At 62.4% G+C, this 25929-nt stretch carries 22 protein-coding genes and 1 tRNA gene; 8 read left to right on the top strand and 15 right to left on the bottom strand.

Annotated features, from left to right (window positions below; all coding sequences use genetic code 11):
• Window positions 1–20 precede the first annotated feature (20 nt).
• Both glcF and AOG28_RS13380 read left to right on the top strand, forming a co-directional pair.
• On the top strand, window positions 21–1346 hold the full coding sequence (gene glcF / locus AOG28_RS13375; protein ID WP_054556768.1) for a glycolate oxidase subunit GlcF: 1326 nt from the start codon (window positions 21–23) through the stop codon (window positions 1344–1346).
• 67 nt (window positions 1347–1413) lie between these two features.
• Window positions 1414–1821, top strand: coding sequence for a GlcG/HbpS family heme-binding protein (locus AOG28_RS13380; protein WP_054556769.1), 408 nt, complete (start codon window positions 1414–1416; stop codon window positions 1819–1821).
• Between the two features lie 123 nt (window positions 1822–1944).
• Here AOG28_RS13380 and AOG28_RS13385 read toward each other — a convergent pair whose 3' ends face one another.
• On the bottom strand, window positions 1945–2850 hold the full coding sequence (locus AOG28_RS13385; protein WP_054556770.1) for a LysR family transcriptional regulator: 906 nt from the start codon (window positions 2848–2850) through the stop codon (window positions 1945–1947).
• Between the two features lie 192 nt (window positions 2851–3042).
• On the opposite strand from AOG28_RS13385, the gene mgrA reads away from it, so the two are divergent.
• On the top strand, window positions 3043–4071 hold the full coding sequence (mgrA, locus tag AOG28_RS13390; protein WP_054556771.1) for an L-glyceraldehyde 3-phosphate reductase: 1029 nt from the start codon (window positions 3043–3045) through the stop codon (window positions 4069–4071).
• 188 nt (window positions 4072–4259) lie between these two features.
• Here the strand turns inward: mgrA and xylB are convergent, their stop codons facing one another.
• The 10 genes from xylB to AOG28_RS13440 all read right to left on the bottom strand — a co-directional run bounded on the left by xylB (window position 4260) and on the right by AOG28_RS13440 (window position 15699).
• On the bottom strand, window positions 4260–5777 hold the full coding sequence (gene xylB, locus AOG28_RS13395; RefSeq protein WP_054556822.1) for a xylulokinase: 1518 nt from the start codon (window positions 5775–5777) through the stop codon (window positions 4260–4262).
• A gap of 24 nt (window positions 5778–5801) precedes the next feature.
• Window positions 5802–6503, bottom strand: coding sequence for a nucleoside/nucleotide kinase family protein (locus AOG28_RS13400; RefSeq protein ID WP_326998973.1), 702 nt, complete (start codon window positions 6501–6503; stop codon window positions 5802–5804).
• Between the two features lie 60 nt (window positions 6504–6563).
• Window positions 6564–7409, bottom strand: coding sequence for an L-iditol 2-dehydrogenase (locus AOG28_RS13405; RefSeq protein WP_054556773.1), 846 nt, complete (start codon window positions 7407–7409; stop codon window positions 6564–6566).
• Window positions 7410–7430: 21 nt separating this feature from the next.
• On the bottom strand, window positions 7431–8141 hold the full coding sequence (locus AOG28_RS13410; protein WP_235507036.1) for an HAD family hydrolase: 711 nt from the start codon (window positions 8139–8141) through the stop codon (window positions 7431–7433).
• Between the two features lie 41 nt (window positions 8142–8182).
• Window positions 8183–9430: an ABC transporter ATP-binding protein gene (locus AOG28_RS13415; protein ID WP_054556774.1), complete on the bottom strand. Its 1248-nt coding sequence runs from the start codon at window positions 9428–9430 to the stop codon at window positions 8183–8185.
• Window positions 9431–9651: 221 nt separating this feature from the next.
• Window positions 9652–10536: a carbohydrate ABC transporter permease gene (locus AOG28_RS13420; RefSeq protein WP_043334580.1), complete on the bottom strand. Its 885-nt coding sequence runs from the start codon at window positions 10534–10536 to the stop codon at window positions 9652–9654.
• Window positions 10537–10567: 31 nt separating this feature from the next.
• Window positions 10568–11455: a carbohydrate ABC transporter permease gene (locus tag AOG28_RS13425; RefSeq protein WP_043334545.1), complete on the bottom strand. Its 888-nt coding sequence runs from the start codon at window positions 11453–11455 to the stop codon at window positions 10568–10570.
• A 248-nt stretch (window positions 11456–11703) separates the two neighbouring features.
• Window positions 11704–13047, bottom strand: coding sequence for an ABC transporter substrate-binding protein (locus AOG28_RS13430; RefSeq protein WP_054556775.1), 1344 nt, complete (start codon window positions 13045–13047; stop codon window positions 11704–11706).
• Between the two features lie 920 nt (window positions 13048–13967).
• Window positions 13968–14924: a sugar-binding transcriptional regulator gene (locus tag AOG28_RS13435; protein WP_054556776.1), complete on the bottom strand. Its 957-nt coding sequence runs from the start codon at window positions 14922–14924 to the stop codon at window positions 13968–13970.
• Between the two features lie 181 nt (window positions 14925–15105).
• Complete coding sequence (locus AOG28_RS13440) at window positions 15106–15699, bottom strand: Yip1 family protein (protein WP_082388794.1); 594 nt, start codon at window positions 15697–15699, stop codon at window positions 15106–15108.
• Between the two features lie 322 nt (window positions 15700–16021).
• On the opposite strand from AOG28_RS13440, the gene AOG28_RS13445 reads away from it, so the two are divergent.
• Window positions 16022–17035, top strand: coding sequence for a TRAP transporter substrate-binding protein (locus AOG28_RS13445; RefSeq protein WP_160317880.1), 1014 nt, complete (start codon window positions 16022–16024; stop codon window positions 17033–17035).
• A 169-nt stretch (window positions 17036–17204) separates the two neighbouring features.
• Window positions 17205–18203, top strand: coding sequence for a TRAP transporter substrate-binding protein (locus AOG28_RS13450; RefSeq protein ID WP_054556778.1), 999 nt, complete (start codon window positions 17205–17207; stop codon window positions 18201–18203).
• 108 nt (window positions 18204–18311) lie between these two features.
• Here the strand turns inward: AOG28_RS13450 and AOG28_RS13455 are convergent, their stop codons facing one another.
• Window positions 18312–18950: a LysE family translocator gene (locus AOG28_RS13455; protein ID WP_054556779.1), complete on the bottom strand. Its 639-nt coding sequence runs from the start codon at window positions 18948–18950 to the stop codon at window positions 18312–18314.
• 333 nt (window positions 18951–19283) lie between these two features.
• Here AOG28_RS13455 and AOG28_RS13460 point away from each other — a divergent pair, with 333 nt between their 5' ends.
• Window positions 19284–19730: an HIT family protein gene (locus AOG28_RS13460; protein ID WP_200906791.1), complete on the top strand. Its 447-nt coding sequence runs from the start codon at window positions 19284–19286 to the stop codon at window positions 19728–19730.
• Window positions 19731–19757: 27 nt separating this feature from the next.
• On the top strand, window positions 19758–21029 hold the full coding sequence (locus tag AOG28_RS18270) for a PIN-like domain-containing protein (RefSeq protein WP_152965424.1): 1272 nt from the start codon (window positions 19758–19760) through the stop codon (window positions 21027–21029).
• Between the two features lie 61 nt (window positions 21030–21090).
• Here the strand turns inward: AOG28_RS18270 and AOG28_RS13465 are convergent.
• Window positions 21091–21164 (bottom strand) — tRNA-Gly (locus tag AOG28_RS13465).
• Between the two features lie 158 nt (window positions 21165–21322).
• Window positions 21323–22363: an adenosine deaminase gene (locus tag AOG28_RS13470; protein ID WP_326998974.1), complete on the bottom strand. Its 1041-nt coding sequence runs from the start codon at window positions 22361–22363 to the stop codon at window positions 21323–21325.
• A 335-nt stretch (window positions 22364–22698) separates the two neighbouring features.
• Between AOG28_RS13470 and AOG28_RS13475 the strand changes: the two genes are divergently transcribed.
• Window positions 22699–23766 (top strand): Bug family tripartite tricarboxylate transporter substrate binding protein, encoded by a 1068-nt coding sequence (locus AOG28_RS13475; protein ID WP_054556781.1) that lies wholly within the window; start codon window positions 22699–22701, stop codon window positions 23764–23766.
• Between the two features lie 166 nt (window positions 23767–23932).
• Here AOG28_RS13475 and AOG28_RS13480 read toward each other — a convergent pair whose 3' ends face one another.
• On the bottom strand, window positions 23933–25585 hold the full coding sequence (locus AOG28_RS13480; protein ID WP_082388796.1) for an MFS transporter: 1653 nt from the start codon (window positions 25583–25585) through the stop codon (window positions 23933–23935).
• Window positions 25586–25929 lie beyond the last annotated feature (344 nt).

Below are 25929 nucleotides of genomic sequence, written 5' to 3' on the forward strand. Positions count from 1 at the left end.
ATGACGGGAGACGCACCTGAATGCAGACCCACTTCAGTGACGCCGCACTTGCCAGGCCGCACATCCAGCGAGCCGACAAGGTTCTGCGCAGCTGTGTGCATTGCGGCTTCTGCAATGCCACCTGCCCGACCTATCAGCTGCTGGGCGATGAGCGCGATGGACCGCGTGGACGCATCTATCTGATCAAGCAGCTGCTGGAAAGCGACCCCGAAAGTCCCGACGAGGCAGTTCGCGAGCAGGCAACGCAGATCACCCGCGAGACACAGCAGCATCTGGATCGCTGCCTGAGCTGTCGCAGCTGCGAGACCACCTGCCCGTCAGGCGTGCAATATCACACCCTGCTGGATATCGGCCGTCAGGAACTGGAACGGCGTGTCGGACGCCCCTGGCGTGAGCGCCTGCTGCGCGCCGGGCTGCGCCATGCGCTGGTCGAGCCTGCTCGCTTCAAGGCCTTGCTGGCACTCGGGGTGCGCTTCCGCCCGCTCGCGCCGGGCGCGCTGGCCGACAAGATCCCGCTGGCCCGCGAGCACGACCGTCACGCTGAGCACCCGGCCGTCCCCGTCACCGCGACGCCTTCTGATCAGGCGCTTTCGCGCCAGGTGCTGATGCTGGAGGGCTGCGTGCAACCGGGCCTGGCTCCCAACATCAACGCCGCCACCGCCCGCGTGCTGGCGCGCTTCGACATCGGCGTCACGCCGATCCGCGAGGCCGGCTGCTGCGGCGCCATCGACTATCATCTCAACGCCCAGCAGGCCGGTCGCACGCGCATGCGTGCCAACATCGATGCCTGGTGGCCGGCCATCGAGGCGGGCGCGGAGGCGATCGTGCAGACCGCCAGTGGCTGCGGCGCCTTCGTCAAGGAATATGGCGAGATGCTGGCCGATGACCCGGACTATGCTGAGCGCGCCGCGCGCGTCAGTGCCCTGGCGCGTGACATCGTCGAGGTGCTCGGTGAGGAGATCGCCCGCGATGACCGACCGACACTTTCCGCCGCCTCCCCCGACCCGCAGCCGCTGGCCTTCCACTGCCCGTGCACCCTGCAACATGCCCAGGGTCTGGGCGGTGAAGTGGAGAAGATATTGCGCGCGCTGGGCTTCACCCTGACCCCGGTCGCCGAGGGGCATCTGTGCTGCGGTTCCGCCGGCACCTACTCGATCACGCAACCGGAGTTGTCACGCCAGCTGCGAGACCGCAAGCTTGAGGCGCTGGAGGCCAACGGGCCTGCGCGCATCGCCACTGCCAACATCGGCTGTCAGACGCATCTCTCGAGCGCCGGACGCACGCCGGTAAGTCACTGGATCGAACTGGTGGATGACGCCCTGCCCGAGACGCTGCCGCAGGTATGACGATTCACCGTTACTGTTACTCTTGCTGTCACTCTCACTCACTCGCACCACTTGCCAAGGAAGCCCGATGATCACTCGCCACGTACTGACCCTCGCTGACGTCAATCAGATGCTGGACGCCGCCCAGAAGGAAGCCGAGACCAACGGCTGGGCCGTTTCCATCGCCGTTGCCGACGATGGCGGCCACCCGCTGGGCCTGCGTCGCCTGGACGACACGCCGGCGATGACCGGTTACTTCGCCCAGCAAAAGGCCAAGAGCGCTGCCCTGGGGCGCCGCGAGACCCAGCTGTTCGAGGACTCCATCAACGGCGGACGCACCGCCTTCCTGTCAGCGCCGCAGCTGGAAGGCATGCTGGGCGGCGGCGTGCCGGTGATGGTCGAGGGCCAGATCGCCGGCAGCATCGGCGTGTCCGGCGTCAAGCCGGAGCAGGATGCCCAGATCGCCAAGGCCGGGGTCGCCGCACTGGGTCTCTGAGACCCCGCCAGCCTGGTCAAGAGGCCTCACCGGTCTGAATAAAAGGCGATTAAAAAGACCGCCGCGCCCATCAGGGCACGGCGGTCTTTTTGCATACGCCACTCTTGCGTCTGTGCCTTTCGGTCACGCACTGCGAGGTGGCATGGCGGCTTCCACCGCCGCCATGAAGGCGCGCAGCTTGCCCGACTGCGGCAGGCGCTGGGGATAGAGCATGTAGATGCTGTTGGGCTCGCCCTCCTCGTGCGCCAGCAGACGCACCAGACGCCCCTCGGCCAGCTCACGATCCACCAGGTAATGAGCGACCCGGATGATGCCGGCGTGATCCAGCGCCTGCTGCTTGAGCAGACGATGATCATTGATCGCCAGTCCGCCAGCGGGGCTTATCTCACCACTGGCCAGCGGCCAGCCGGATTGCCCGGCCCAGCGGTGGCAACGGTGGTCGGCAAGTGCTGCGGCCGTGTGCGGGGTGCCCTGCGCCGCAAGGTACTCGGGCGAGGCACAGCAACAGTGGACGTAATCCAGCAGGCGCCGCGCGATCAGGTTGTCCGGTGGCGTGCGCGTGGCGCGAAACGCCACGTCAAACGGTTCGCGCGTCAGATCATGACTCTCGTAACTGACATCCAGACGCAGCTCGACCGCCGGGTGGCGGGTCTGGAAGTCATTGCAGACCCCGATCAGATAGCGCTCGGCAAACAGCACCGGCGCCGTGATGCGCAATACGCCGCTGAACCCCTGTCGTGGGTGATCCCTCCCATGCTCGAGGTCGTGCTCGAGGTCACGCTCCAGTGCCAGCAGCTCGCTGCGCACGCCTTGCATGCGCTGGCGGATACGCTCGCCCTCCTCGGTCAGGCGCACCGCCCTCGTGGTGCGAATCAGCAAGGGGGCCCCGATATCGTGCTCAAGCCGCCGCACCTGCTCGGAGAGATGGGCGCGCGAGATGCCCAGCACCCTGGCCGCCTGCGTGAAGCTGAGCGATTCCGCCACCTGAGCGAACAACATCAGGCGCTCTACCTGCTTGTGATGCTGCATCCAGCCTGCTCCTCATGCCAGCTACCCTAGATTTCAGTGATCGAGCCTGCCACAGCATTGTACGTTCTGGCGAACAATCTATTCGTTCGCATGTGCTTATCAGACCGACAGACGCGACCTAGACTGAAGGTGTCATCCGAGGTCATTTCCTCCCTGAGACATCCCCGCCTTCACTCGCGAAAGGACTCCGCCATGCGCTATACCCCGGCTGAAGATCGCTACGAACGCATGCAATACCAGCGCTGCGGCAAGAGCGGCCTCAAACTGCCTCGCCTGTCACTGGGGCTTTGGCACAACTTCGGCAACAACGCCCATGAAGACAATGCGCGTGCCATCTGCCACACCGCCTTCGATCTGGGCATCACCCACTTTGATCTGGCCAACAACTACGGGCCGCCCCCGGGCAGCGCCGAGGAAATGTTCGGCCGCATGCTCAAGCGCGACTTCGCCGGCTATCGCGATGAGATGGTGATCTCCACCAAGGCGGGCTATCACATGTGGCCTGGCCCCTACGGCGAATGGGGCAGCCGCAAGTACCTGCTCTCGAGTCTGGATCAGAGCCTCAAGCGCATGGATCTCGATTACGTCGACATCTTCTACTCGCACCGCTTCGACCCCGACACGCCGCTGGAAGAGACGATGGGGGCGCTGGACAGCGCCGTGCGTTCCGGCAAGGCGCTCTATGCGGGCATCTCCTCCTACAATGCCCAGCGCACCCGTGAAGCGGCCGCCATCCTGCGCGAGCTGGGCACGCCGTGCATCATCCATCAGCCCAGCTACTCGATGATCAATCGCTGGATCGAGGAAGACGGCCTGCTCGACACTCTCGATGACGAGGGCATCGGCTCCATCGTGTTCTCACCGCTGGCCCAGGGCGTGCTGACCGACAAGTATCTGGGCGGCGTGCCACAGGACAGCCGTCTGGCACGTGGCGGGGCGATCAAGGAAGACCACCTCACCGAGGACAACCTGGAGCGGGTGCGCGCCCTCAATGCCATCGCCGAGCGGCGTGGCCAGTCGCTGGCGCAGATGGCGCTCGCCTGGGCACTGCGCGGCAACCGCGTCACCACCGCACTGATCGGCGCCAGCCGTCCGCAGCAGGTCAGTGATTGCGTCAAGGCGCTGGATCACCTCGACTTCACCCAGGCCGAACTCGACGAGATCGACCGCTACGCCGTCGATGGCGGCGTCAATCTATGGGCGCGCTCGTCCAATGCCTAAGCTCGTGCATAAGCTCGCATTCAAGTTCTCGCTCAAGCACGCAATATAGAGCCTGATAGCGTACGAGAGCCTGATAGCGTACGTATGAGCTGAGACTGATACAGTGAAGTGCCTGAAACACATCGCCCCCGCCGAGTGAGTCTCGACGGGGGCGATGTTGTCTGGCTTGAAGCGCTGATGGCAGGAATTCAGCCGCCGGTGGGAATGTTGTGCTCGCTGGCCAGCAGCGCGCGGTAATCGGCATAGCCCTTGCGGTAGGCGGCCACTCCCTCGGGCTGGGGCTGGGTGTGGGTCGTCAGGTCCAGCGCCACCAGCCGATCACACAGCGCCTTCAGCGTCTCGCTGCGTTGCCCCTCTCCCTGCGCGTCCCGCTGGCGCAGACACCAGCCGGCCTGAATGGCGGCGCCCAATGCGGCGGCCTCGGTCACCTGCGGGCAGACCACCTCGAGGTCGAGAATGTCCGCCAGCATCTGACGCCACAGCGGGCTCTTGGCACCTCCCCCCACCAGCCGAATCTGGCGCGCCGCACTGCCCAGCGGCCCCATGCACTCAAGCGCGTAGCACAGGCCGTAGCTTGCGCCTTCCATGGTCGCGCGGCACAGGTTGGCCGGGGTGGTGTTGCGGCTGTCCAGCCCATGGAAACTGGCCTGGGCACGCGGCAGCATCGGCACGCGCTCGCCATTGAAGAACGGCAGGATCTGCACGCCCTCGGCCCAGGGAGGCGCGCTTGCCACCTGCGCGGAGAAGGTATCGATGTCGAAGCCGAACATCTCGCGCACCCGCGTGGTGGCAGAGGTGACATTCATGGTGCACACCAGCGGCAACCAGCCGCCATCGCTGGCGCTGAAGGCAGCCACCTGAGGGTCACAGCCCTCGGGATACTGAGCTGACCACGCGCATACCGTGCCGGAGGTGCCCATGCTCAGCGTGACGCGCCCCGGCGCGATGTTGCCGGTGCCGATGGCACTCATCATGTTGTCGCCGCCACCACTGGAGACGATGACGTCGTCACGTAGCCCGAAGCGCGCGGCGATCTCGGGCCGGATATGCCCGGCGGGCTCATGGGATTCGATGAGTCTGGGCAACACGCGCTGCGCGTCCAGTTCCGGGGCGATCTGCGCGAAGACATCCTGATGCCAGCAGCGGCGCCGGGTATCGAAATAGCCGGTGCCCGAGGCGTCGCCATATTCGGCGACATGCTCCCCGGTCAGCCAGAAATTGAGATAGTCATGCGGCAGCAGGATGCTGGCGATGCGCTGATAGCGCTCGGGATGCTGTTCACGCAGCCAGGCGAGCTTGGAGGCGGTGTAACCGGTCTGTAGCACTAGTCCCAATGCCTCCAGACAGCCCGCCTCTCCGCCCAGCGCCTCGATCAAGGCGGCGTTATGCTCGCGGGTCTCGGTATCACACCACAGCTTGGCCGGATAAAGGGGCACGCCCGCCTCATCCAGCACCACCATGCCATGCTGCTGACCGGACACGCCGATTGCCTCGATGCGCCGCGGGTCCAGCCGCGAGGTGGTCAGTGCCTCATCGAAGGCACCTTCCAGCGCGGCGACCCAGTCGAGCGGGTCCTGCTCACGGCGTCCGTTGGCCCCTTCCTGCAGCGCATGACTGCACTGGCCCTGGGCCACGATCCGCCCGGAGTCCGGGTCGAGAATCACCACCTTGGTGCTCTGGGTTCCACAGTCAACGCCGACCCACATGCGGCTCTCCTTGCCATCCATCATTCAGCTGTCATCCGCGTCGGGGCCGATGGGGTCGTTCGCCAGACGCCAGCGCCAGTCGGCGTTGAGCGAGTCCTGCTTGATCAGATGCGCATTGAGCATGTCCTTGTGATGGGTACGCTCATGGGCACCCCGCGCATCCTGGCCCATCTCGCGCCAGCGATGCAGCAGGCGCGGCACCAGCACCTCATCCTCGATGTCCAGGAAGATGCGGATGTCGAACAATTCCAGCAACGCATCCCAGGGCGCGTGGCGCAGCAGCAGATAGTTGCCCTCGACCAGCACGATGCGATGACGGGGCTCGACCACGCGGCCTCCGGCACGCGCCAGATCCAGCGGGCGGTCGAACACCGGCACGGCCACCGGACCATCATCGGCGCGCACCCTGACGAGATCATGATAGAGCCCGCGCGCATCGAAGGTCTCCGGAGCGCCCTTGACATAGAGCAGCCCCAGAGGGGCCAGCACGGCGTTGTCGTAGTGATAGCCATCCATCGGCACCACCACGGCGATGCAGGGTTCCAGCGCGTTGAGGGTCTCGCACAGGGATTCCGACAGCGTCGACTTGCCCGCCGCCGGCGGGCCGGCGAGGGCCACGATGGTACGTGTGCGCTGACTGGAGGCATGTTCCGCCAGCACACGGCTGGCCATGTCGTCCAGTGAGGGCGACATGTGGGCCAGGCGAGAATCGGGTAAAGATGTCACGTGACTACCTCATTCATGGATGCACACCGCTTGCAGCAGGACGGAAGGTGTCTTTCATCCTTAGCTCATCCAGTTGCCACCGTCGACATTGAGTGTCTGGGCGACGACGAAATCGCTGTCTTCACAGGCCAGGAATACCGCGGCGCCGGCGTGGTCATCCGGCAGTCCCATGCGCCCATAGGGCACGGCCTCCCCGACCAGCCGCTTCTTCTCTCCCAGCGGGCGCTGTTCGTGATGGGCAAACAGCGCATCGACCTGATCCCACATCGGCGTATCCACCACGCCCGGCGCGATGCCATTGACATTGATGCCATGGCGGATGAGATCAAGTCCGCAGGACTGGGTGAGACTGATCACGGCCGCCTTGGAGGCGCAATAGGCGCTGACCAGCGCCTCACCCCGCCGCCCTGCCTGCGAGGCCATGTTGATGATCTTGCCGCCCTGCCCGCGCTCGACCATCGTTCTGGCCACCGCCTGCAGGGTGAAGAACAGCCCTTCGACATTGACCGCCAGCTGGTGGCGCAACATGCCTTCGCTGACCTCAAGCACCGGCGCCATGGCGAAGACGGCCGCATTGTTGACCAGAATGTCGATCGGGCCCAGCTGGGCCTGCACGCACTCCAGCATGCTCTGACGCGAGACGCTGGAGGTCACGTCCAGCGTCACCGCCAGCACCCGCGCCTGCGGCCCGGCCTGTGCACGCAGTCGCTTCGCGGCACGCTCGGCCGCCTCGCCATTGATGTCCGCCAATGCCACATAGGCACCTTCCGCGACATACCGGGTGGCGATGGCCAGGCCGATACCGCCTGCAGCGCCGGTGACCACCGCCACCTTGCCGGCGAGCCGGGCGCTGCGCGGCGAGGTCAGCGGCTCACTATTATTGGCCGACTCGGATAGCGTCTGCATGTTGTCACCCCCTGACGGTGCTCATGTGGCGCTCAGGTCGCTGGCCTGACCGATACGCAGCTGACTGATCAGACCACTGACCTCCTCCATGCTCGCACGGCTCTGCCAGGCACCCGCCTCCAGCTGACGCTGGGCGTGGCCCGGCGGAATGTGCCCGGCGCCGGTGAAGCCGATCACGCGCAGACCAGCCGCGACCGCCGCGCTGACGCCGGCGAGGCTATCCTCGATCACCACGCACTCCAGGGCATCGCGCCCCAGCTGACGCAGCGCCAGCTGATAGACGTCCGGCGCGGGCTTGGGGCGCGCGACCTGCTCGGCCGTGAAGAGCGGCACCGAGCCCAGCCAGCGATCCAGACCGGTAGCGGCCAGCGAGGCACGCACTCGCCGCTCGGCACTGTTGGAGACGATCGCCACGGCCACGCCATTCGCCAACAGCCCGCCAAGCAGTTCCGCCATGCCGCTGATGGGCGCAAGTTCCTTTGCCAGACGTGACTCGATGGCGTGGTCGATGCGCTCCATCGCCTGCGGCGGCAGCGTGTGTGCGCTCATGGCCTCCAGATGCCCCAGGATGGCCTCGGTGGTCATGCCCAGCGCCGCGCGCAGCTCGGCCTCGGTGTCGAGATCCGGCAGCCACTCACCCAGCTGACGCGACAGCTCCTCCTCGGCCAGCACTTCGCTGTCCACCAGCACGCCATCACAATCGAAGATCACCTGCTGCAAGGGTGTAATCATCTCATCATCCTCTCTGGCTTCCCGATTCGCGGCTGCCCGATTCATGCGCGGGCTTCCTGTGCGGCGCTGGCACTGGACAGGGAATTGTCCTGACGCGTCAGGCTGGTCAGCGGGTGACGGTTGAGATTCTGCAGCGCCAGCCCTTCACGGGTGAAGAGGTGCGCCCGCTCGGTATCGAAGCCGTAGCGGATGCTGTCACCCACGCGGCTGTTGACGTCGCCATCCGCCATCAGGATCCAGCCGCTGTCGGACTGCTCGTCGGACTTGAGGCCGCCGATCGGCGTGTCGCCGGAACCATCCGGAGTCGCCAGGTACAGGGAGGTCACCCCGCCCAGACGCTCGATGACCTGAACCTGGCCGCTGAACGGGCCTTGCGCGTCCAGCATCAGATGCTCGGGGCGCACGCCCAGCGTCAGGCTGTCGCCGACGATGACCGAGGCGCCATCTTCGGTCTGGCTCACCACCGGGATCAGGCGCTCGCTGCCATCAGGCAGGCGCACCGTGACACCCTCGCCGGCCACGCCAGTGACGGTGATGTCGAGGAAGTTCATCTTCGGCGAGCCGATGAAGCCGGCCACGAAGCGATTGCGCGGGTGATGGTAGAGCTCCATCGGCGAGCCGACCTGCTCGACCACGCCGCCCTGCAGCACGACGATCTTGTCGGCCATGGTCATGGCTTCGACCTGGTCGTGGGTCACGTAGATCATGGTCGCCTTGAGCTCGGCATGCAGGCGCGCCAACTCGATACGCATCTGCACCCGCAGCGCGGCGTCCAGGTTGGAGAGCGGCTCATCGAACAGGAAGATGCTCGGGTTGCGCACGATGGCGCGGCCGATGGCGACACGCTGACGCTGACCACCGGAGAGTGCCTTGGGCTTGCGGTCCAGCAGCGGCCCGAGCTGCAGCACCTCGGCGGCGGCATTGACCTTCTCGGCGCGCTCTTCCTTGGAGACGCCGGCGAGCTTGAGGCTGAAGCCCATGTTCTCGCCCACCGTCATGTGCGGATAGAGCGCGTAGCTCTGGAACACCATCGCCAGGCCGCGCTCGGCCGGGCCGATATCGTTCATGCGCTTGCCATCGATCAGGATGTCACCGGAGGTTGCATTCTCGAGACCGGCGATCATGCGCATCAGCGTGGACTTGCCGCAACCGGACGGGCCGACGAAGACCACGAATTCCTGGTCCTTCACTTCCAGATCGACTCCCTTGATGACCTGGGTGGTGGAGGCGCTGGCGCCGCTGCCGGAGGTGAATTCCTTGACGATGTTCTTGAGCGTGAGTGTGGACATGGGAAGTTTCCTTATCCGCACCTGCCCGAGGGCAGGTGATGGCAAATTTGGGTGGCATGGCAAGGGTGCAACATGCGTGTGGCTCTCGGCCGCCTGCGCTGATCTGCTATCAGTCAATGTTCATCAGGCAATGTTCATCAGCCAATGTGACGCAGGCGGCGTACCTCTCTGTGGCTTATGCGTCTTGCGTGTGCGTCTTGCGTGTCTCTGGCTGGCGCGGATTACTTGACGGCGCCGAAGGTCAGGCCGCGTACCATCTGCTTCTGGGTCATCCAGCCGAAGATCAGGATCGGCGCGATGGCGAGCGTGGAAGCCGCGGAAAGCTTGGCCCAGAACAGTCCTTCAGGACTGGAGAAGGACGCGATGTAGGCGGTCAGCGGTGCGGCGTTGGAGGTGGTCAGGTTCAGGCTCCAGAACGCCTCGTTCCAGCTCAGGATCACGCACAGCAGACCGGTGGAAGCGATGCCCGGCAGGGTCAGCGGCAGCAGCAGGTGGAAGATCTCCTGCAGGGTGCTGGCGCCATCCATGCGCCCGGCTTCGAGGATGTCCTTGGGAATGTCCTTGAAGAAGGTGTAGAGCATCCAGACCACGATCGGCAGGTTCATCAGCATGTAGATGATGATCAGGCCGGTACGGCTATCCAGCAGGCCCAGATCGCGGAAGATCAGGTAGACCGGCAGCAGCACGCCCACGGACGGCAGCATCTTGGTCGACAGCATCCACAGCAGTGTCCCCTGGGTACGCTTGGTGGGCAGGAAGGCCATCGAGTAGGCGGACGGAATCGCGATCAGCAGCGCCAGCAGCGTTGCCCCGAGCGAGATCACCACACTGTTGAGGGCGTACTTGAAGTAGTCCGCACGTGCCTGGATCTCGATATAGCCCTCGACGCTGGGCGTGAAGAACAGGCTCGGCGGCGTGGCGATCGCCTCGGCCTCGGTCTTGAAGCTGGTGAGGATCATCCAGAAGATCGGGAAGAACATCACCAGCGCGATGGTCCAGGCCACCAGGGTCAGGACAAGCTTCTTGTTGATCACGCTGCGGCGCGCGCGACTGGCGCTGACGGCAGCGCTGGCGGCGGCCACGGAATTGGAAGTTGAAGTCGACATCATTGAGTCTCCCTGTGCTGAGCGCTTGTCATCAGTTCTCGAGATTCTTGGCGACGGTACGCACCAGGAAGAAGGCCACGATATTGGCCAGGATGATGGCGATCACGCCACCGGCGGAGGCACCACCCACATCGAAGTCCAGCAGGGCGCGGATGTAGATCAGGTACGCCAGGTTGGTCGAGGCAAGCCCCGGACCACCGGAGGTGGTGACGAAGATCTCGGCGAAGATGGTCAGCAGGAAGATCATCTCGATCATCACCACGACGCTGATGGCACGCTTGAGGTGCGGCAGGGTGATGTAGAAGAAGATCGCCACCGGCCCTGCCCCGTCCATGCGCGCCGCCTCGACCTGGTCGTCATCGAGTGACTGGATGGCGGTCAGCAGGATCAACACCGCGAACGGCAGCCACTGCCAGGTGACGATGATCACGATGGAGGTCAGCGGCAGGCTGGCGAACCAGTCGATGGCCGGCAGACCGAACAGCCCGGCGACCCAGGCCAGAATGCCGTTGACCGGGTGCATCATCATGTTCTTCCACACCAGGGCACTCACGGTGGGCATGATGAAGAACGGCGCGATCACGAACAGACGCGCGACGCCGCGGCCGAAGAATTCCTGCTGCAGCAATACCGCCAGCAGCGTGCCGCCGACCACGGTGGCGACCAGCACCCAGCCCACCAGCAGCAAGGTGTTGCCCATGGCGGTCCACAGGGACGGGTCGGTCAGCAGGTAGTAATAGTTGTCGACGCCGGCAAAGCCGGACACCGACGGCATCATCAGGTTGTAACGCTGGAAGGAGAACCACAGGGTCATGACCAGTGGTACCAGCATCCACATCAACAACAGGCTTACGGCTGGGGCTTGCAGCGACAGGGTTCGCAATCCCCCGACGGTGCGTCCGGATGCTCTCGTGCGCATGGTGAGTCCTTCGATACGGTGAGGAAGTCGGGCAATGCGGTGGGCTTCAGGCCGAGGCTCCCCGTGCCACGCCGCGAGGGCGTTGCAGGAGTCTCGAGAGGAAGGGGGTACCGCGGGTGCCGGACGGGGCTCCCGCCGTGCTTCGAGTCAATTTCGATTGAGGCTCAAGGCAAGGCGGGAGGCCGTTGCAACGTTCAGATCAGATCCGTTCAGATCAAATCCGTGGGGATCAGACCGGCTGGATCAGATCAGTAACCCGACTGGCGCATGGTGCGCTCGGTGGAACGCTGGGCGGAGGACAGTGCCTGCTCGACCGACATCTGGCCGGCCAGCGCCGCGGCGATCATCTGACCCACCTGGGTACCGATGGACTGGAATTCCGGGATGGTCACCATCTGCACGCCGACATAGGGCACCGGCTCCAGGGTCGGATCGGTCGGGTCGGCACTGGTGATGGCGTCCATCACGAAGCCGGCAAAGGGTGCGGCGTCCTTGTAGGACTGGTTCTCGTAGGTGGAGACACGGGTGCCCGGCGGGATGCTGGCCCAACCTTCACGCTCGCCGACCAGGTTCACATATTCCTGGGAAGTGGCCCAGGTGATGAAGGTCTGGGCGGCATCCTTGGACTTGGAGGATTCCGGAATCGCCAGCGCCCAGGACCACAGCCAATGCGAGCCCTTCTCCGTCTTGGCGATCGGTGCCGGCGCGAAGCCCAGCTTGTCGGCCACGGAAGATTCCTTCGGGTTGTAGAGCTTGCCGGCCGCCGAGGTAGCATCGACCCACATGCCGCACTTGCCGCTGGAGAACAGTGCCAGGTTCTCGTTGAAGCCGTTGGAAGTCGCCCCCGGCGGGCCGTACTTGCCCATCATGTCGACGTAGAAGTTGATGGCCTCGCTCCAGGCCGGGGAATCCAGCTGCGGCTCCCACTCCTCATTGAACCAGCGGCCGCCGAAGCTGTTGACCATGGTGCCCAGCACCGCCATGTTCTCGCCCCAGCCCGGCTTGCCGCGCAGGCAGATGCCGTAGACGCCTTCATCCGCGGAGTTGAGCTTGGCGGCCCAGTCGTTGACCTGGCTCCAGGTCGGCTGCTCCGGCATCTCGATACCGGCCTGCTCGAAGAGGTCCTTGCGGTAATAGAGCATGGAGCTTTCGCCATAGAACGGCAGCGCGTAGAGGCCCTTCTTCTCGCCCTCGGTCACGCTCAGACCATCACGCACCGGCTTGATCAGGTCATCGACCTGATACTCCTCCGGCAGGTTGTCGAGCTTGGTCAGCCAGCCATGCTTGGCCCAGATAGGCACTTCATAGGTGCCGATGGTCATGACATCGAACTGGCCACCCTGGGTCGCCACATCGGTGGTCAGACGCTGACGCAGCACGTTCTCTTCCAGTACCACCCAGTCGAGGGTGATGTCCGGATGCGCCTTCTCGAATTCGCTGGTCAGGCTCTGCATGACCACCATGTCGGCGTTGTTGACGGTCGCGACGGTGATGGTCTCGGCGCTGACCTGAGCGCTGAGCGGCGCCAGGGCAGCGACACTGGCGAGCGAGAGCAGATGACGGCGGGACTTGGTGATGTGAGGTAGGCGCATGAGGGCACTCCATCGGGGCGTTATTGGCATTGTTCTTTTCGAGGGCAGCGGCGCCTTGGGCACCGATACCTTCCCATCAACCGGCTTGGTGAACGGATGTCCTGGCGAGACATCGCGACGCAAACACGTTCGATCAAAACGTCATTCAGTGAACAAATGATCGGATCAGACCTGTGAAAAAGCAAACCCTGAAGCGCTATACCTTGGGCTATACAACCTTGGGATCTGATCCTTTAGGTGTAGGCCACAAGGCGGCATGGCCACTGAGCTTACGTGCAATTCAGCATAGACAGATATTAGCGTTAAACGAAACAACGCAGACCACGATAGCCGCCCCGATTCTTTATCATTGAGGCGAACAAACGCGTTCGATTGTCAGACAAGAGAAGGTAGCGTTTTCCCCAAAAGTCGTGCCTCCGACGCGAGGATGGGAGAACCAAGGGGAAATAAAGAGCGAACCAAGGGAGAGAAAAAAGAGAGCAAAGAGAGAGCAAAGGGCAAGAAAAAGCGCAGGTATCGCGGAGAAATAGCAAAGGAATTGAGAAGGAAGGGCGAAGGAGTGACGGAGAAATAGCAGAGCAATAGCACCGGGAAGGTAACGGGACGCCTGGGCCTCACGCGAGCATCGCGCGGGCAACGACAATGCTGAACCCTGACCACGATAACGACACCGCGAACGACACCGCGAACGACACAAAGAACGACACAAAGAACGACACAAAGAACGACACAAAGAACGACACCAGGAGCAAGGCATGGGGCCATGCGCCCCGCCCTGCTCCCGATGACTCGCTCGGCGCCTTGTGCGACGTGTATCCACGGGAGCCTGTCATCGGGAGCCGATCGTCAAGCGCAAGCCGTCAGCAGAAAACCATCACACTGCGGCCATCACAATGACGCTATTCGAGAGAGCCTCCTGCTCACTCCTTGAGGGCCGCGCAGACCCGCTGGGCGGCCACCTCATCGATGATCAGCCCTTGCAGCCAACCACCGCGCAACGCACTCAGGATGGCCGGCACCTTGTCGTGGCCGCCCGCCAGCCCGATCAGCGGCTGCGCCTTGAGCGAGGTCAGCGGCACACTGGTGATGCGCTGCGCCAGCGGGCAATCGATCAGCCGGCCATGGGTGTCCAGCGGCCAGCCCATCAACTCCCCCACGGCACCGACCTCCATCAGCTCATCGCGCTCGGCGGCGCTGATGAACTGATCCTGGAACAGCGTCGCCTGGGCATCGAGACGCCCGATGCCGATCATGCCCACATCGGCCTCACAGGCGACCTTGAACACCGCCTTGACCAGATTCTGCCCCTGCAGCGACTCCTTCTCCTCGATGCTGGCCGCCACCACGGGCGCCGGCAGCAGGAAGCGATCAGCGCCAATCTTGTCCGCCAGCAGCATCACGCCGTCATAGCGGTTGGAGGAGCCATCCAGCGCCACATTGCCGACCAGCGACACGATGCGATGCTGGGGGCGCTCGCTGCGACTCAGCGCTTCCACCGCTGCGCGTACCGCGCGCCCGGTACTCAGTGAGATGGTCTGCGGTTGCTGGCGACCGAGATAGTACGCCAGGCGTTCGGCACCCGCCACCGCCAGATACTCCGCGATGCTCTCCGGTGACTGGGTGTCAGAGGGCACCACATCACAGAAGCTCAGCCCGAAGTGCTCTACCAGCGTATCCGACAGCGCCATGCTGCTGGCCACGGGATGATCGATGGAGATCTTGACCAGCCGCTCCTGGCGCGCCAACGACAGCAGGCGCTGCACGCCGGGGCGCGACACCCCCAGCTGAACCGCGATGTCGTCCTGGGTCCGTCCACCGACATATGACAACCATGCAGCCCGCGCAGCCTGCTCCAGTCGCTGTTCAAACTTGTCCATGCGCTTTCTTCCACACTGTCGATTGAGTCCAACACTTTCCACGCCGCCGCCACCGAGCACAAGTGCCACGCGCCAACCCGCGCACAGAACGACAACGCCCCGCCTATGAAGGCGAGGCGTTGCAGAGGCGCTTTTTTGCGCCGATGGCGTCAGCAGACTGACGCCTACGTGCCGCGAAGGACTACATGAACCAGCGTGCGCCATACCCCCACAGCAGCACGGTGACCGCCAGCAGGCCCTCGAGAACCAGCACCCCGATCCCCAGTGTCGACCCGGTGACGAGGAAGCCTTCCTTGTTGGAGATGTCGAGCAGTGGCGGAATGCCCAGATACAGCAGGTATGCGCTGTAACACAGGCCAATGGTGCCCGCGAGGATACACACCCAGATGACGGGATAGAGCGCGACCAGCCCCGCGAGGAACATCGGCGTGGCGACATAGCCCGCGAAGATGATGCAACGCCGGCGGCTGGGGTGCCCCGAGAAACGCTGCGAGAGCATGTGAATGACAGTGCCCATGAAGCCGATCGCTGTCAGTATGGCGATATAGAACGCGATACCGGCGAAGAAGGCATCCAGTGGCTCCAGAAGAATGGCGTGGCCTTCCGTCAGGCTCCAACCGAACTGCGTGGTCCCGATATAGGCACAGATGACAGGCACCAGCGCCATGAGCAGCACATGATGTGCGTAGAGGTGGGTGATGGATTCGTGTTCCTTGCGGATGGTCTGCCATTCCCGTTGCGGATGCGCCATCAAGCCCCATACGTGGGTCAGCATGTGGTCTACCTCCCGTTGACAGTCGTCGACAATCCGGCCATGCGGTCCCGGCGCGGAGTTCGTGTCAGGGCAGTTGCACAGCCATGATTTGAGCGTAGACCACATTGCGCCAACTGGCAGTTCAACGCCCGTTGCCCCTGCCGAATCGTGCCGGTGCAGGCGTGAAACAGGCCAACGAGGGAAGCGTTGACCGGGACAGCGACAGCACGCCCTGCACTTTTGAGAGATACTTGATTTACCCCCTATGGATGGATGACGACGAATGCCAATCGGACAGCGTAGCGGCATGAAGGCAGTGCTTGTCATGCAGGGAGTGCACGACATGAAGAGAATGTTCGGCATCAAGAGAGCGCTCGGCGTGGGCCTGGCGCTGGGGCTTTCCGCCCTGGGCACGCCCGCCCAGGCGGAGCCTGTCGAGCTGACCATGAGCCGCGAATACGGCCCCCAGACCATGATGGGCCAGCGCGCCCAGCAGTTCGTCGATCAGGTGGCATCGCTCAGCGGGGGCGAGCTCGCGATCACCTTCGGAGAAGGCCCGCTGAGTCGGCTGCGCTCGGTGAATCACCTCGAGGCCATCAACGCCGGCATCATCCAGCTGGCTGACTCCCACAGCGGCGCGCTGGCCGCCGATATGCCGCTGTTCGGCCTCAGCTCGCTGCCGACCCTGGTCGATGACCCGCATCAGGCGCGCGAACTCTACCGTCTGGCGCGCCCCAGCTATGAAGCGCAGCTGGAAGAGCATGACCAGGTTCTGCTCTATGCCCTGCCCTGGCCGCCCAGCGGGCTGTGGTCGCGCAAGCCGATCACCACACGCGATGACCTCCGGGGCGTGCCCGTGCGGGCCTACGACCGCAATACCCAACGCGTGCTGCTCAACCTTGGCGCCATCGCCACCGTGCTCGGCTGGGAGCCGATGCAACAGCAACTGGCCGAAGGCCGTATCGAGGCGGTGATGACCTCGGCCCTGGGCGGCCTGACGGCGGAGCTCAACCGCACGCTGGATCACTACACCGCGCTGCAATACGCCATGCCGCTCAATATCGTTCACATGAGCCGGTCACGTTTCGAGGCGCTCGACGACACCCAGCGCGAGGCCCTTCTCAGCGCCGCGACCGAGATCGAAGACACCAGCTGGAATGCCATCGCCAGCGTCCTGGAACAGACCCATGCCCAGCTGGAAGAGGCCGGCGTGACGGTCAGCAATCCGCTCTCGCCCGAACTCAAGCGCTCACTGGCACGCGCCAGTGTCAGCGTGATCGAGAGCTGGCGCAGCAAGGTTGACCTCGAGCAAAGCGAACTGCTGGATCGCTATCTCGCACAACGCGATACCCTCTGAGTCAGGCGCGCGCCCGTGCCACCGACCTTGGCCATGACGGCCGCCGCCACGACGGCCACCTTCCCCGGCAACGCTGAAAAAACCGCGTAGACACGATTCAGCTGAGCATAAACGCAGGCATGCTCTACCCTAGCGGGCATAGGTCAAAGACAAAAAGAAAGGACTCCCCATGACGCCTTCTTCACGTATCTCCACCCTGTTGTCCGCTGGCCTGGCAGCGGCAGGCCTGATCGGCGCACTCAGCGCGCACGCTCAAACGACCCTCAGCATGAGCAGCGATTACGAGCCCGACACGATGATGGGCCAACGCGCTGCCGAATTCAGTCAGCAGGTCGCCAGCCAGTCCGAAGGTGACCTGACGCTGACGCTGCGCTCGGACATTCGCTCCGCCAGTCACCTGCAGGCCACCACCGGCGGTGTCATCGACATCGCCGCGACACTCAGTGGTGCGCTCGCCGAGGAAGCCCCCTTCTTCGGCATCTCCTCACTGCCGGCGATCGCCTACGACCTCGATGAAGCTCACCGCCTGTACGTGGTCGCGAAGCCGCGCTACGAGGAACTGCTCGCCGAGTACAACCAGATCCTGCTGTATGCCCTGCCGTGGACGCCCAGCGGCCTGTGGTCGAAAGCGCCCATCGCTGACGGTGATGACCTGAAGGACATGCCGATCCGCACCTACGACCGCAACACGCAGCGTGTGCTGCTCAACCTGGGCGCGGCGCCTCAGGTCATGAGCTGGGGAGAGCTCAAACCCCTGCTGCCCGGTGGCAGCATCCACGGCGCGCTGACCTCCGCGATGGGCGGTGTCAGTGCGGAGCTCTACCGCTACATGCCCCACTTCACCACGCTCAACTACGCGATGCCGCTCAATATCATCCACATGAATCGCGATAGCTTCGACGACCTGACAGAGGCGCAGCAGCAGGCGTTGATCGATGCCGCGCATGCCGCCGAGTCTGCCGGCTGGACGGCCACCCACAGCGTGCTGGACGAGGCCTACGCCACTCTGCAGGAGAACGGCGCGAAGCTGATCACCCCGGCCCCGCCTGAGCTGCAGGATGCCCTCGAGGAGGCCAGTCAGCATGTGGTGGAAAGCTGGAAGCAGAAGGTCACCAGTGAAGATCGCGAACTGCTGAGCAAGTATCTCGAATCTCGCCCTGAGCGCTGAGCCCGAAAGCACTGGTGATCGACAGGCTCCAGACACGACAACGGCACCCTCGGGTGCCGTTGTCGTCTTCGTGCGCTTTACGTCTTGGGCAATAGAGCGGGGCTCGGCTCAACGATGCGACGCCGCCAGCCCCGCGCCGGCCACGACGAACAGACTGCCCGTGGTGCGATTGAACAGCCGCACGCGCCGGTGGCTATCAAACCAGCGACTGATGCTGGAACCCGCATGGGCGTAGGTGCTCATCGTCAGCAGGTCCACCACCAGCCAGGTCAGCGCCAGCACCACGAACTGGGGCAGCTGCGGCTGGGCCATGTCGATGAAATTGGGAAACAGCGCGCCGAAGAACAGCAGGTCCTTGGGGTTGCTGATCCCGATACCGAAGCCCTTGCGGCACAGTTGCCAACGCGTGGCTCGGGCGCGCATCTGCCCGTCTTCCCCCACGGCGTCGAACACCACCGGCTGGGATGGCGCCCGCCAGGCCTGAATGCCCAGATAGATGAGATAGAGCGCCCCGACGATCTTCAGCACCAGAAACCCCGTCTCCGACGCCGCCAATGCCGCGCCGAGGCCCAGCGACGACAAGGCCATCAACACCAGTGACGCCGCCGCCCCACCCGCAACCGTCGCGAACGATCGGCGTCGGCCGTGGCGCAGGCCATGATCCATGCACAGCAACGCAAACGGTCCGGGAAAGGTGATCAAGGCGGTGATGACGCTGACATATGCCAACCAGACGGTGAGTTCCACTGGGGTTCCTTGTCGTTCAACGAATGAAGAACTTCTGAAAGGTGACCTGCCAATATCGCGGCTCGCCGCCACGTCAGCAACACTTTTCGCCCCGATCGGCTCAGCAAGACAACCGCTCCCCTCTTTGAGCATGTTGTTGCTGCCGATAACCACTTCTGCGGGGGCTGCCTGGCATTGACAACCAGCCTCCATCACACTTCACTCATGCAAGGAGACTGCCGAGCGCTATTCACAAGGGCCCTGATCACAAGGGCTCCGATCACAAAACTCTGCCCCAGATTCAGGACGAATCTGGCGACACTAAACTACCAGGGAAGAACCATGAGTGACTGCGTGTTTTGTCAGATCGTTGCAGGCCACAGTCAAAGCCATGTCGTGGCCGAAGATGAGCACTTCCTGGCCTTTCTCTCCATCTTTCCCTCTACCCCGGGCAACACGGTCGTCATTCCCAAACGCCACCTGGGCAGCTGCGTGTATGAGCAAGACGATGAGGTGATTCTCGGCCTGATGCGCTTCACGCGCCGCGTGGCACGTAAACTTGACGCCTACTTCGGGGTAGCACGCACCGCCATCATCTTCGAGGGCTACGGCGTCAACCACCTGCACGCCAAGCTAATCCCGCTGCATGGCACACAGCCAGGCGAATGGCAGGCCAGACACTCGAAGATGAAGTACTACATGACCGAATACGATGGCTACGTCGTCAGCGCCGATGGCCCACGCGGGGGCGATGTGCAACTAGCGGCACTGGCGAAGAACATTAGCAACATGCACAAATAACCTTACAAATTTAAAAATGAGAAAAGCATGAGAAACCTGTTCCCTGGTCATTTCAAGCATAGCGAAGAGACTGTTAAAGAAGACTGGAATAGTTTTGAATTTATTCTAGACACCAGCATACTTCTTAACATTTATCGCTATTCCGATTCTACTCAAAAAGAATTCCTAGGCCTACTAGACAAAATAAAAGATAGAACTTGGCTACCCTACAGGGTCGTAGAAGAGTATTTAGACAACAGACTAAAAGTTATCGGTGAGCAAGAAGGTTCATATGACAAGATCTTAAGCGACATAGAATCTTTAAAACAAAAACTTCACAATAATAGACAGCATCCATTCGCAAGCAAAAGCGCTATGGATACCATTGAGAATGCATTCGAAAAACTATCAAACGAATTTAATACCAACAAAGAAACTTATACAAAAAGAGTAAATGATGATGATATAAAAAACCAGTTCTTGAGTATGTATAATGAAAAAGTAGGCGTTAACTTCCCCCAAGAGCAGCTAGTAGCAATATTTTCTGAAGGCGAGTCTAGATACGAAGCTCTTGTACCACCAGGCTACAAAGATGCAAAGAAAAGCGGAAGAGAAGGTAGCATAGAAAGCTCGCTAAACAAGTACGGCGATTTAATAATTTGGAAAGAAATTATTAAGCGCTCTACTGAAACAGAAAATGGCATAATATTCATCACAGATGATAAAAAAGAGGACTGGTGGCAGATTTTTAATGGAAAAACTTTAGGTCCTAGACCAGAGCTAATAAAAGAATTTGAAGATATTACAAAAAATAGGATACATATTTATCAAGCAGATAGATTCTTGGAGCTAGCCAGGACCAATTTAGGTGAGGAAGTAAGCCATAAGATTGTAGATGAAATACGCGAAGCCTTAAAGAACACCTCCTCCAAAGAGGACTTGTTATACTTAGAAAGAAACAACAAAAACAAATATGATGAAGAAAACGAAGCCGAAACAGTAAAGCGAATCAACCTAATAAATCGCGAACTAGAATCTTTGACTTATAAACTAAGTCAACTAAAAAGTGCTAGAGAACTAGCCATCAGCAATAGGCAGGGCATTGAGGAAGTGCTTAACAAATCAATAAACGAACAAGTTTTTAATAGCGACACTGAGCGCGATGAATGGATAAAGAGGGCTAATGATATAAAACTAAACTTAGCAGGAGATGACCAAATGAAATACCAAACTGAAGAAGAATTAATAATGCACAAGATATCACATTTGAAAAACTTAAAAAATAGACTAGAAAGCAACATTCTTATAATAAGACCCTAAAGTAGTTCTAGCACCCCAAACACAAAAAAGCCCCCCTTTCGGGAGGCTTTTTTGAAGAATCTGGAGCGGGTGAAGGGAATCGAACCCTCGTCTTAAGCTTGGGAAGCTTCTGCTCTACCATTGAGCTACACCCGCAGGGCGGTGCATTGCGTACGCCAGAACTGCATTGTACTCAACGACTTAGCGCGGTCAAGCAACATCTGATGGAGCGGTTGCCGCAGGCGGCGTCGCACTGGCGATGTTGGTGGCCAAGCCGTTGATTGCATTCAGTATTCAAGCGCCAGTGATAATTCTCAGGCAGCGCAGCTATCGAGTTGCGCCAGCAGCACGCCACGGCGGGCGTCACTCATGCCGAGGCCTTCGGCACGCTGCGGGAAGGCGGCGTCGATGGCGTTGCGGCACAGGGTGAGCCACTGCGCCTCGCTGAGATTCAGCGCTTGCTGCACGGCGATGAAGTTGTCGAGCATGCCGCCGCCGAAATAGGCCGGGTCATCCGAGTTGAGGGTGATATTGAGGCCCGCCTCGATCAGCTTCGGCAGCGGGTGGTCTTCCATGCGCTCCACCACCTTGAGCGCGACGTTGGACAACGGACACACCGTCAGCGGGATACGCCGCTCGGCCAGCTCCGCGACCAGGGCGGCATCTTCCAGGCAGCGCACACCGTGGTCGATACGCTCCACCCCCAGCACCTCAAGCGCCGTGCGGATGTACTCTGCCGGGCCTTCCTCGCCTGCATGCGCGACACGATGCCAGCCGCGCTCCCCTGCAAGCTGGAAGACTTCGGTGAACTTCTCCGGCGGATTGCCGATCTCGGCGCTGTCCAGGCCGACGCCCACGAAGCGTGACTCGAAGGGAATCAGCGCGTCGAACAACTCGCGCGCAGACGCCGCCGAATGACAACGCAGGAAGCTCGGCACCAGCGCCGAGGTGATATCGAATTCCTTCACCGCCTCACGGCAGGCGCGCTCCAGCCCCGCGAACTGGGTTTCCAGACTCACGCCACGCGCCAGATGCGCCTGCGGATCGAAGAACAGCTCCAGATGCTTGACGCCATCAGCGCTCGCACGGCGGAAGTAGTCCTGCGCCAGGCGGTAGAAGTGTGACTCGTCATTCAAGACGCCCATGCCCTGGTAATAGAGCGCGAGGAAGGCAGGCAGGTCCGCAAAGTCATAGGCCGCCTCGACCTCCTCCAGGGTGGCGTAGGGCAATGTGATGCCCTGCTCCGCCGCCAGCTCGAACATCAAGGCCGGCGTCAGCGAGCCTTCGATGTGCAGGTGCAGCTCCACCTTGGGCAGGCGGGCGAGAAAGTCGTGCATGCGCGGGGTAAGGGTCATGGCCCGTCTCCTCAATGAAAGGCGGCGGCTGGAAGATCGCGGAGCGCTCACCACAGCCTGATGGCGCAATTCTAGCAATCCCGAGACCACCTTGAGGAGTGACGGCGCGGGAAATGCGATTTCTCTGCGCGATGCCCGCCTGCCGTGCCTTTTCGCGACTCGCCGAAATAGGCTATTTTCGTTCATTCGCACTCTCGCAAGCTCACGACACAAGCTCATGACACAAGCTCATCACAACAGTCATGAGCGTGCGACAGCCAGCAACGCCCAGCTCCATGCCGCGCTGACTGACATAACCATAACGATCGACGCTGAACACCAAGGACACGAATGCCATGCACGCTACATCCCCTGCCCGCCATCCCTTCTCACGCAGAAAGCATGCTCGACAGCGCACTGGCGCCCTGCCCGCTGCCCTGCTGCTCAGCCTTGGCCTGCTGGCACCCTTGAGCGCCAACGCCGCCCAAAAGGAGCAGAACGAACAGACCGACTTCGCCCCGCAGGGCAAGACAGAGTGCATCGCGCCCGCCAAGCCCGGCGGTGGCTGGGATTTCACCTGTCGCAGCGTGGCCCGCCTGCTGGATGAGCAGAACCTCATCCCTGCCGGCATGCAGATCCTCAACGTGCCCGGTGCCAGCGGTGGCGTCGCCTTCGCGCATGTGAAGTCCAAGCGCCACGCCGATGAGCAAGTCATCGTCGCCGCCTCGAGCGCGACCACCACCCGCCTGGGCCAGCATGCCTATCAGGACGGCAAGGTCGACGACGTACGCTGGCTGATGACTCTCGGCGCCGACTACGGTGTGATTGCCGTGGCCGAGGACTCACCCTACCAATCGCTGAACGAGCTGCTGGCCGCTATGCAGGCAGACCCCAAGGCGGTGCGCTTCGCCGGTGGCGATGTCGCGGGCGGCTTCGATCACCTCAAGGTGCTGATGGCGGCGCGTGAGGCGGGCATCGACAATCTGCGCGCCCTGCCGTACCTCGCCTACGACTCAGGCTCCGTCGCCATCACCCAGGTGATGGGCGGCCACCTGGAGGCCTTCACCGGCGACATGACCGAGGCCCGCGGCTTTGTCGAATCCGGCCACCTGCGCCTGCTGGCAGTGTTCAGTGAAGAGCGTCTGCCCGGCCAGTACAGCGACATTCCCACCGCGCGTGAGCAGGGCATCGATGTGGTCGCACCCAACTGGCGCGGCTTCTACCTGCCGGGTGGCGCATCGGATGCCGCCTTCGACTGGTGGGAGCAGACCCTCAACCGCATGGCCGAGACTCCCGAGTGGCAGCAGGTGATGCAGGACAACGGCCTGATGCCGTTCCACAAGTCTGGCAAGGCCTTGGATCGTTTCATCACCCAGCAGGTCAGCGATGTCGAGCAGATGTCGCAGGAGCTGGGCCTGCAGTGATCGACTGAAGCCCTGAGGTACTGGCTCTCTGAGACCCTTGAGCCCTGAGCGCCGCGCTCGCCTGGCAAACGCTCGAGACTGGCAAAAGCTCAAGGCAGCCCCAAAAAAGACGCCACCCCGTCATTCGGGGTGGCGTCTTTTTGCGACGGACTGGCTTCCAACGACCTCAAGGCATGGAGGGCCACGGCCCCTTGGGCGGCTGATGTTCGGAGTCAAACTGATAGGGCGATTGCGGGTCGCTCTCTTCGTGCGGCTCAGAATCTCTCTCTGAATCTGTCTGTGACCGAGGCTCTGTTTCCGGCGCTGCTTCTGTCTCAGTTGTCGGCTCCGCTCCCGGCAACAGCTCGGACAACCGCTCCGTCTCGAACGCGATTTCCGTGTCGGCATCAGCCTCGAGCAGCGGCTCTGCCACGTACTCGTGATCCGGCTCCACCAGCTCCGCCTCCTCCAGCGGTGCGACGTTGGCCTCGAACGCCTCATCCAGCGCCTCTTCCAATGCCTCCTCGAAGGCTTCTTCCAGTGCGACCTCGAAGGCCTCTTCCTGCGCTGCCGCCTCGGCAGCCTCGGCGGCCAGCTGCTCATCCTCGGCGTGTTCATGTGCCCATTCCACCGCCACCTCAACCGCCATCGGTGACGCCGTCGGCAGGATGTTGAGGTAACTGTCGGTCTCCTCGACCGGCACCATCTCGCGCTGGGTGATCTGATAGAGCGCATACAGCGAGATGGCCACGAAGGTGGTCGCCAGCACCAGCCAGAAGGCGTAGGGGTCCATCACCTCCATCGCGCCACCTGCTGCCAGCGGCCCGACGATGGCGCCCAGCCCGAAGGCGAACACCAGCCCGCCGGAGGCGCCCGGCATCTCCTCGGCCGACAGCGAATCATTGGTGAAGGCCAGCAGCAGCGCATACAGCGGTGTGGTCACGCCCCCGGCAAAGAAGGCCGAGGCGATCAACGGCCACAGCGCATCGCCCGCCATCCAGCCGAACAGACATGAGCCTGCCCCGGCGGCGGACAGGCCGCAGATGAGCACGCGGCGGTCCATGCGGTCCGACAGCCAGCCGATCGGGGTCTGCAACACCAGCGCACCGGCGAACAGCATGGCGATGAACAGAGCGATATGTGAGCCCGACAGGCCCACCTGGGTGCCGAAGACCGCGCCCATCCCCGACTGGGTCGCATAGACACTGCCGAGCAGGAAGATGCCGATGGCGCCCAGCGGTGACGCCTTGAACAGTTTCGCGAACGACATGGCCCGCGACACCTCGACCGCCGGGGCCACGGCCGCCGACAGCAGAATCGGCCCGAAGGAGATCGACACCAGGATGGAGGCACAGATGAACAGCACCGAGGTCGCGGCGTCACCCAGCGTCAACAGGCCCTGCGCGCCGATGATGCCCAGTGTCTGCGCCATCATGTAGGCCGACAGCACCTTGCCGCGCGTCTCGTTGCTGGCAGCCGCATTCAGCCAGCTTTCCGCCGTGACATAGATGCCCGACATGCAGAAGCCGATCAGCAGGCGCAGCAGCGTCCAGGCCCAGGGGTCGGTCAGCAGTGGCAAGGCGATCAAGGCCGCCGAGATGAAGCTGCCCAGCGCCGCGAACACCCGCACATGCCCGACCCGCTGGATCAGCACCGGCGTATAGCGCGCGCCGGAGAGAAAGCCCACGAAGTAGCCCGAGGTGACGATCGCCAGCTCCGCCGAGGAGAAGCCCTCGATGCCGCCACGCAGACCGATCAGCGTGAAGTGCATGCCATTGCCGAGCATGATCAGCACGATACCCAGCAACAACGCCCACACACTGCCCAACACCTTGGCCATGAGTCTTCTCCCCTCCCCTGTCCCCTTGCACGATTGCCGCTGGCACCCGGTCAGCACGCAGTCTGGCCACCGGCTACACGCTAGACCAAAGCCCAATGGCCACGCTTCTGCTGCAACGCCGCATAACGTTTCAAACACGACAAGCCAGCCGAGGCCCCCGTGAACGCACAGCTCACGCAGGCGACGCAAGCGTCCCGCTCGGGCCTGCTGGGAGAGGTGCGAGCGAGGCAAGCAAGAGCAGCCAGAGCTCAGCGATAGAGAAACGAGATAGATACAAGAGAGGAGTGAGAGAGGAACAAGAGAGGAGCAAGAGAGCGTCGAAAACCGCCAGATTCCAACACGAC

This window comes from Cobetia sp. UCD-24C (genome assembly GCF_001306765.1).
Lineage (GTDB): Bacteria > Pseudomonadota > Gammaproteobacteria > Pseudomonadales > Halomonadaceae > Cobetia > Cobetia amphilecti.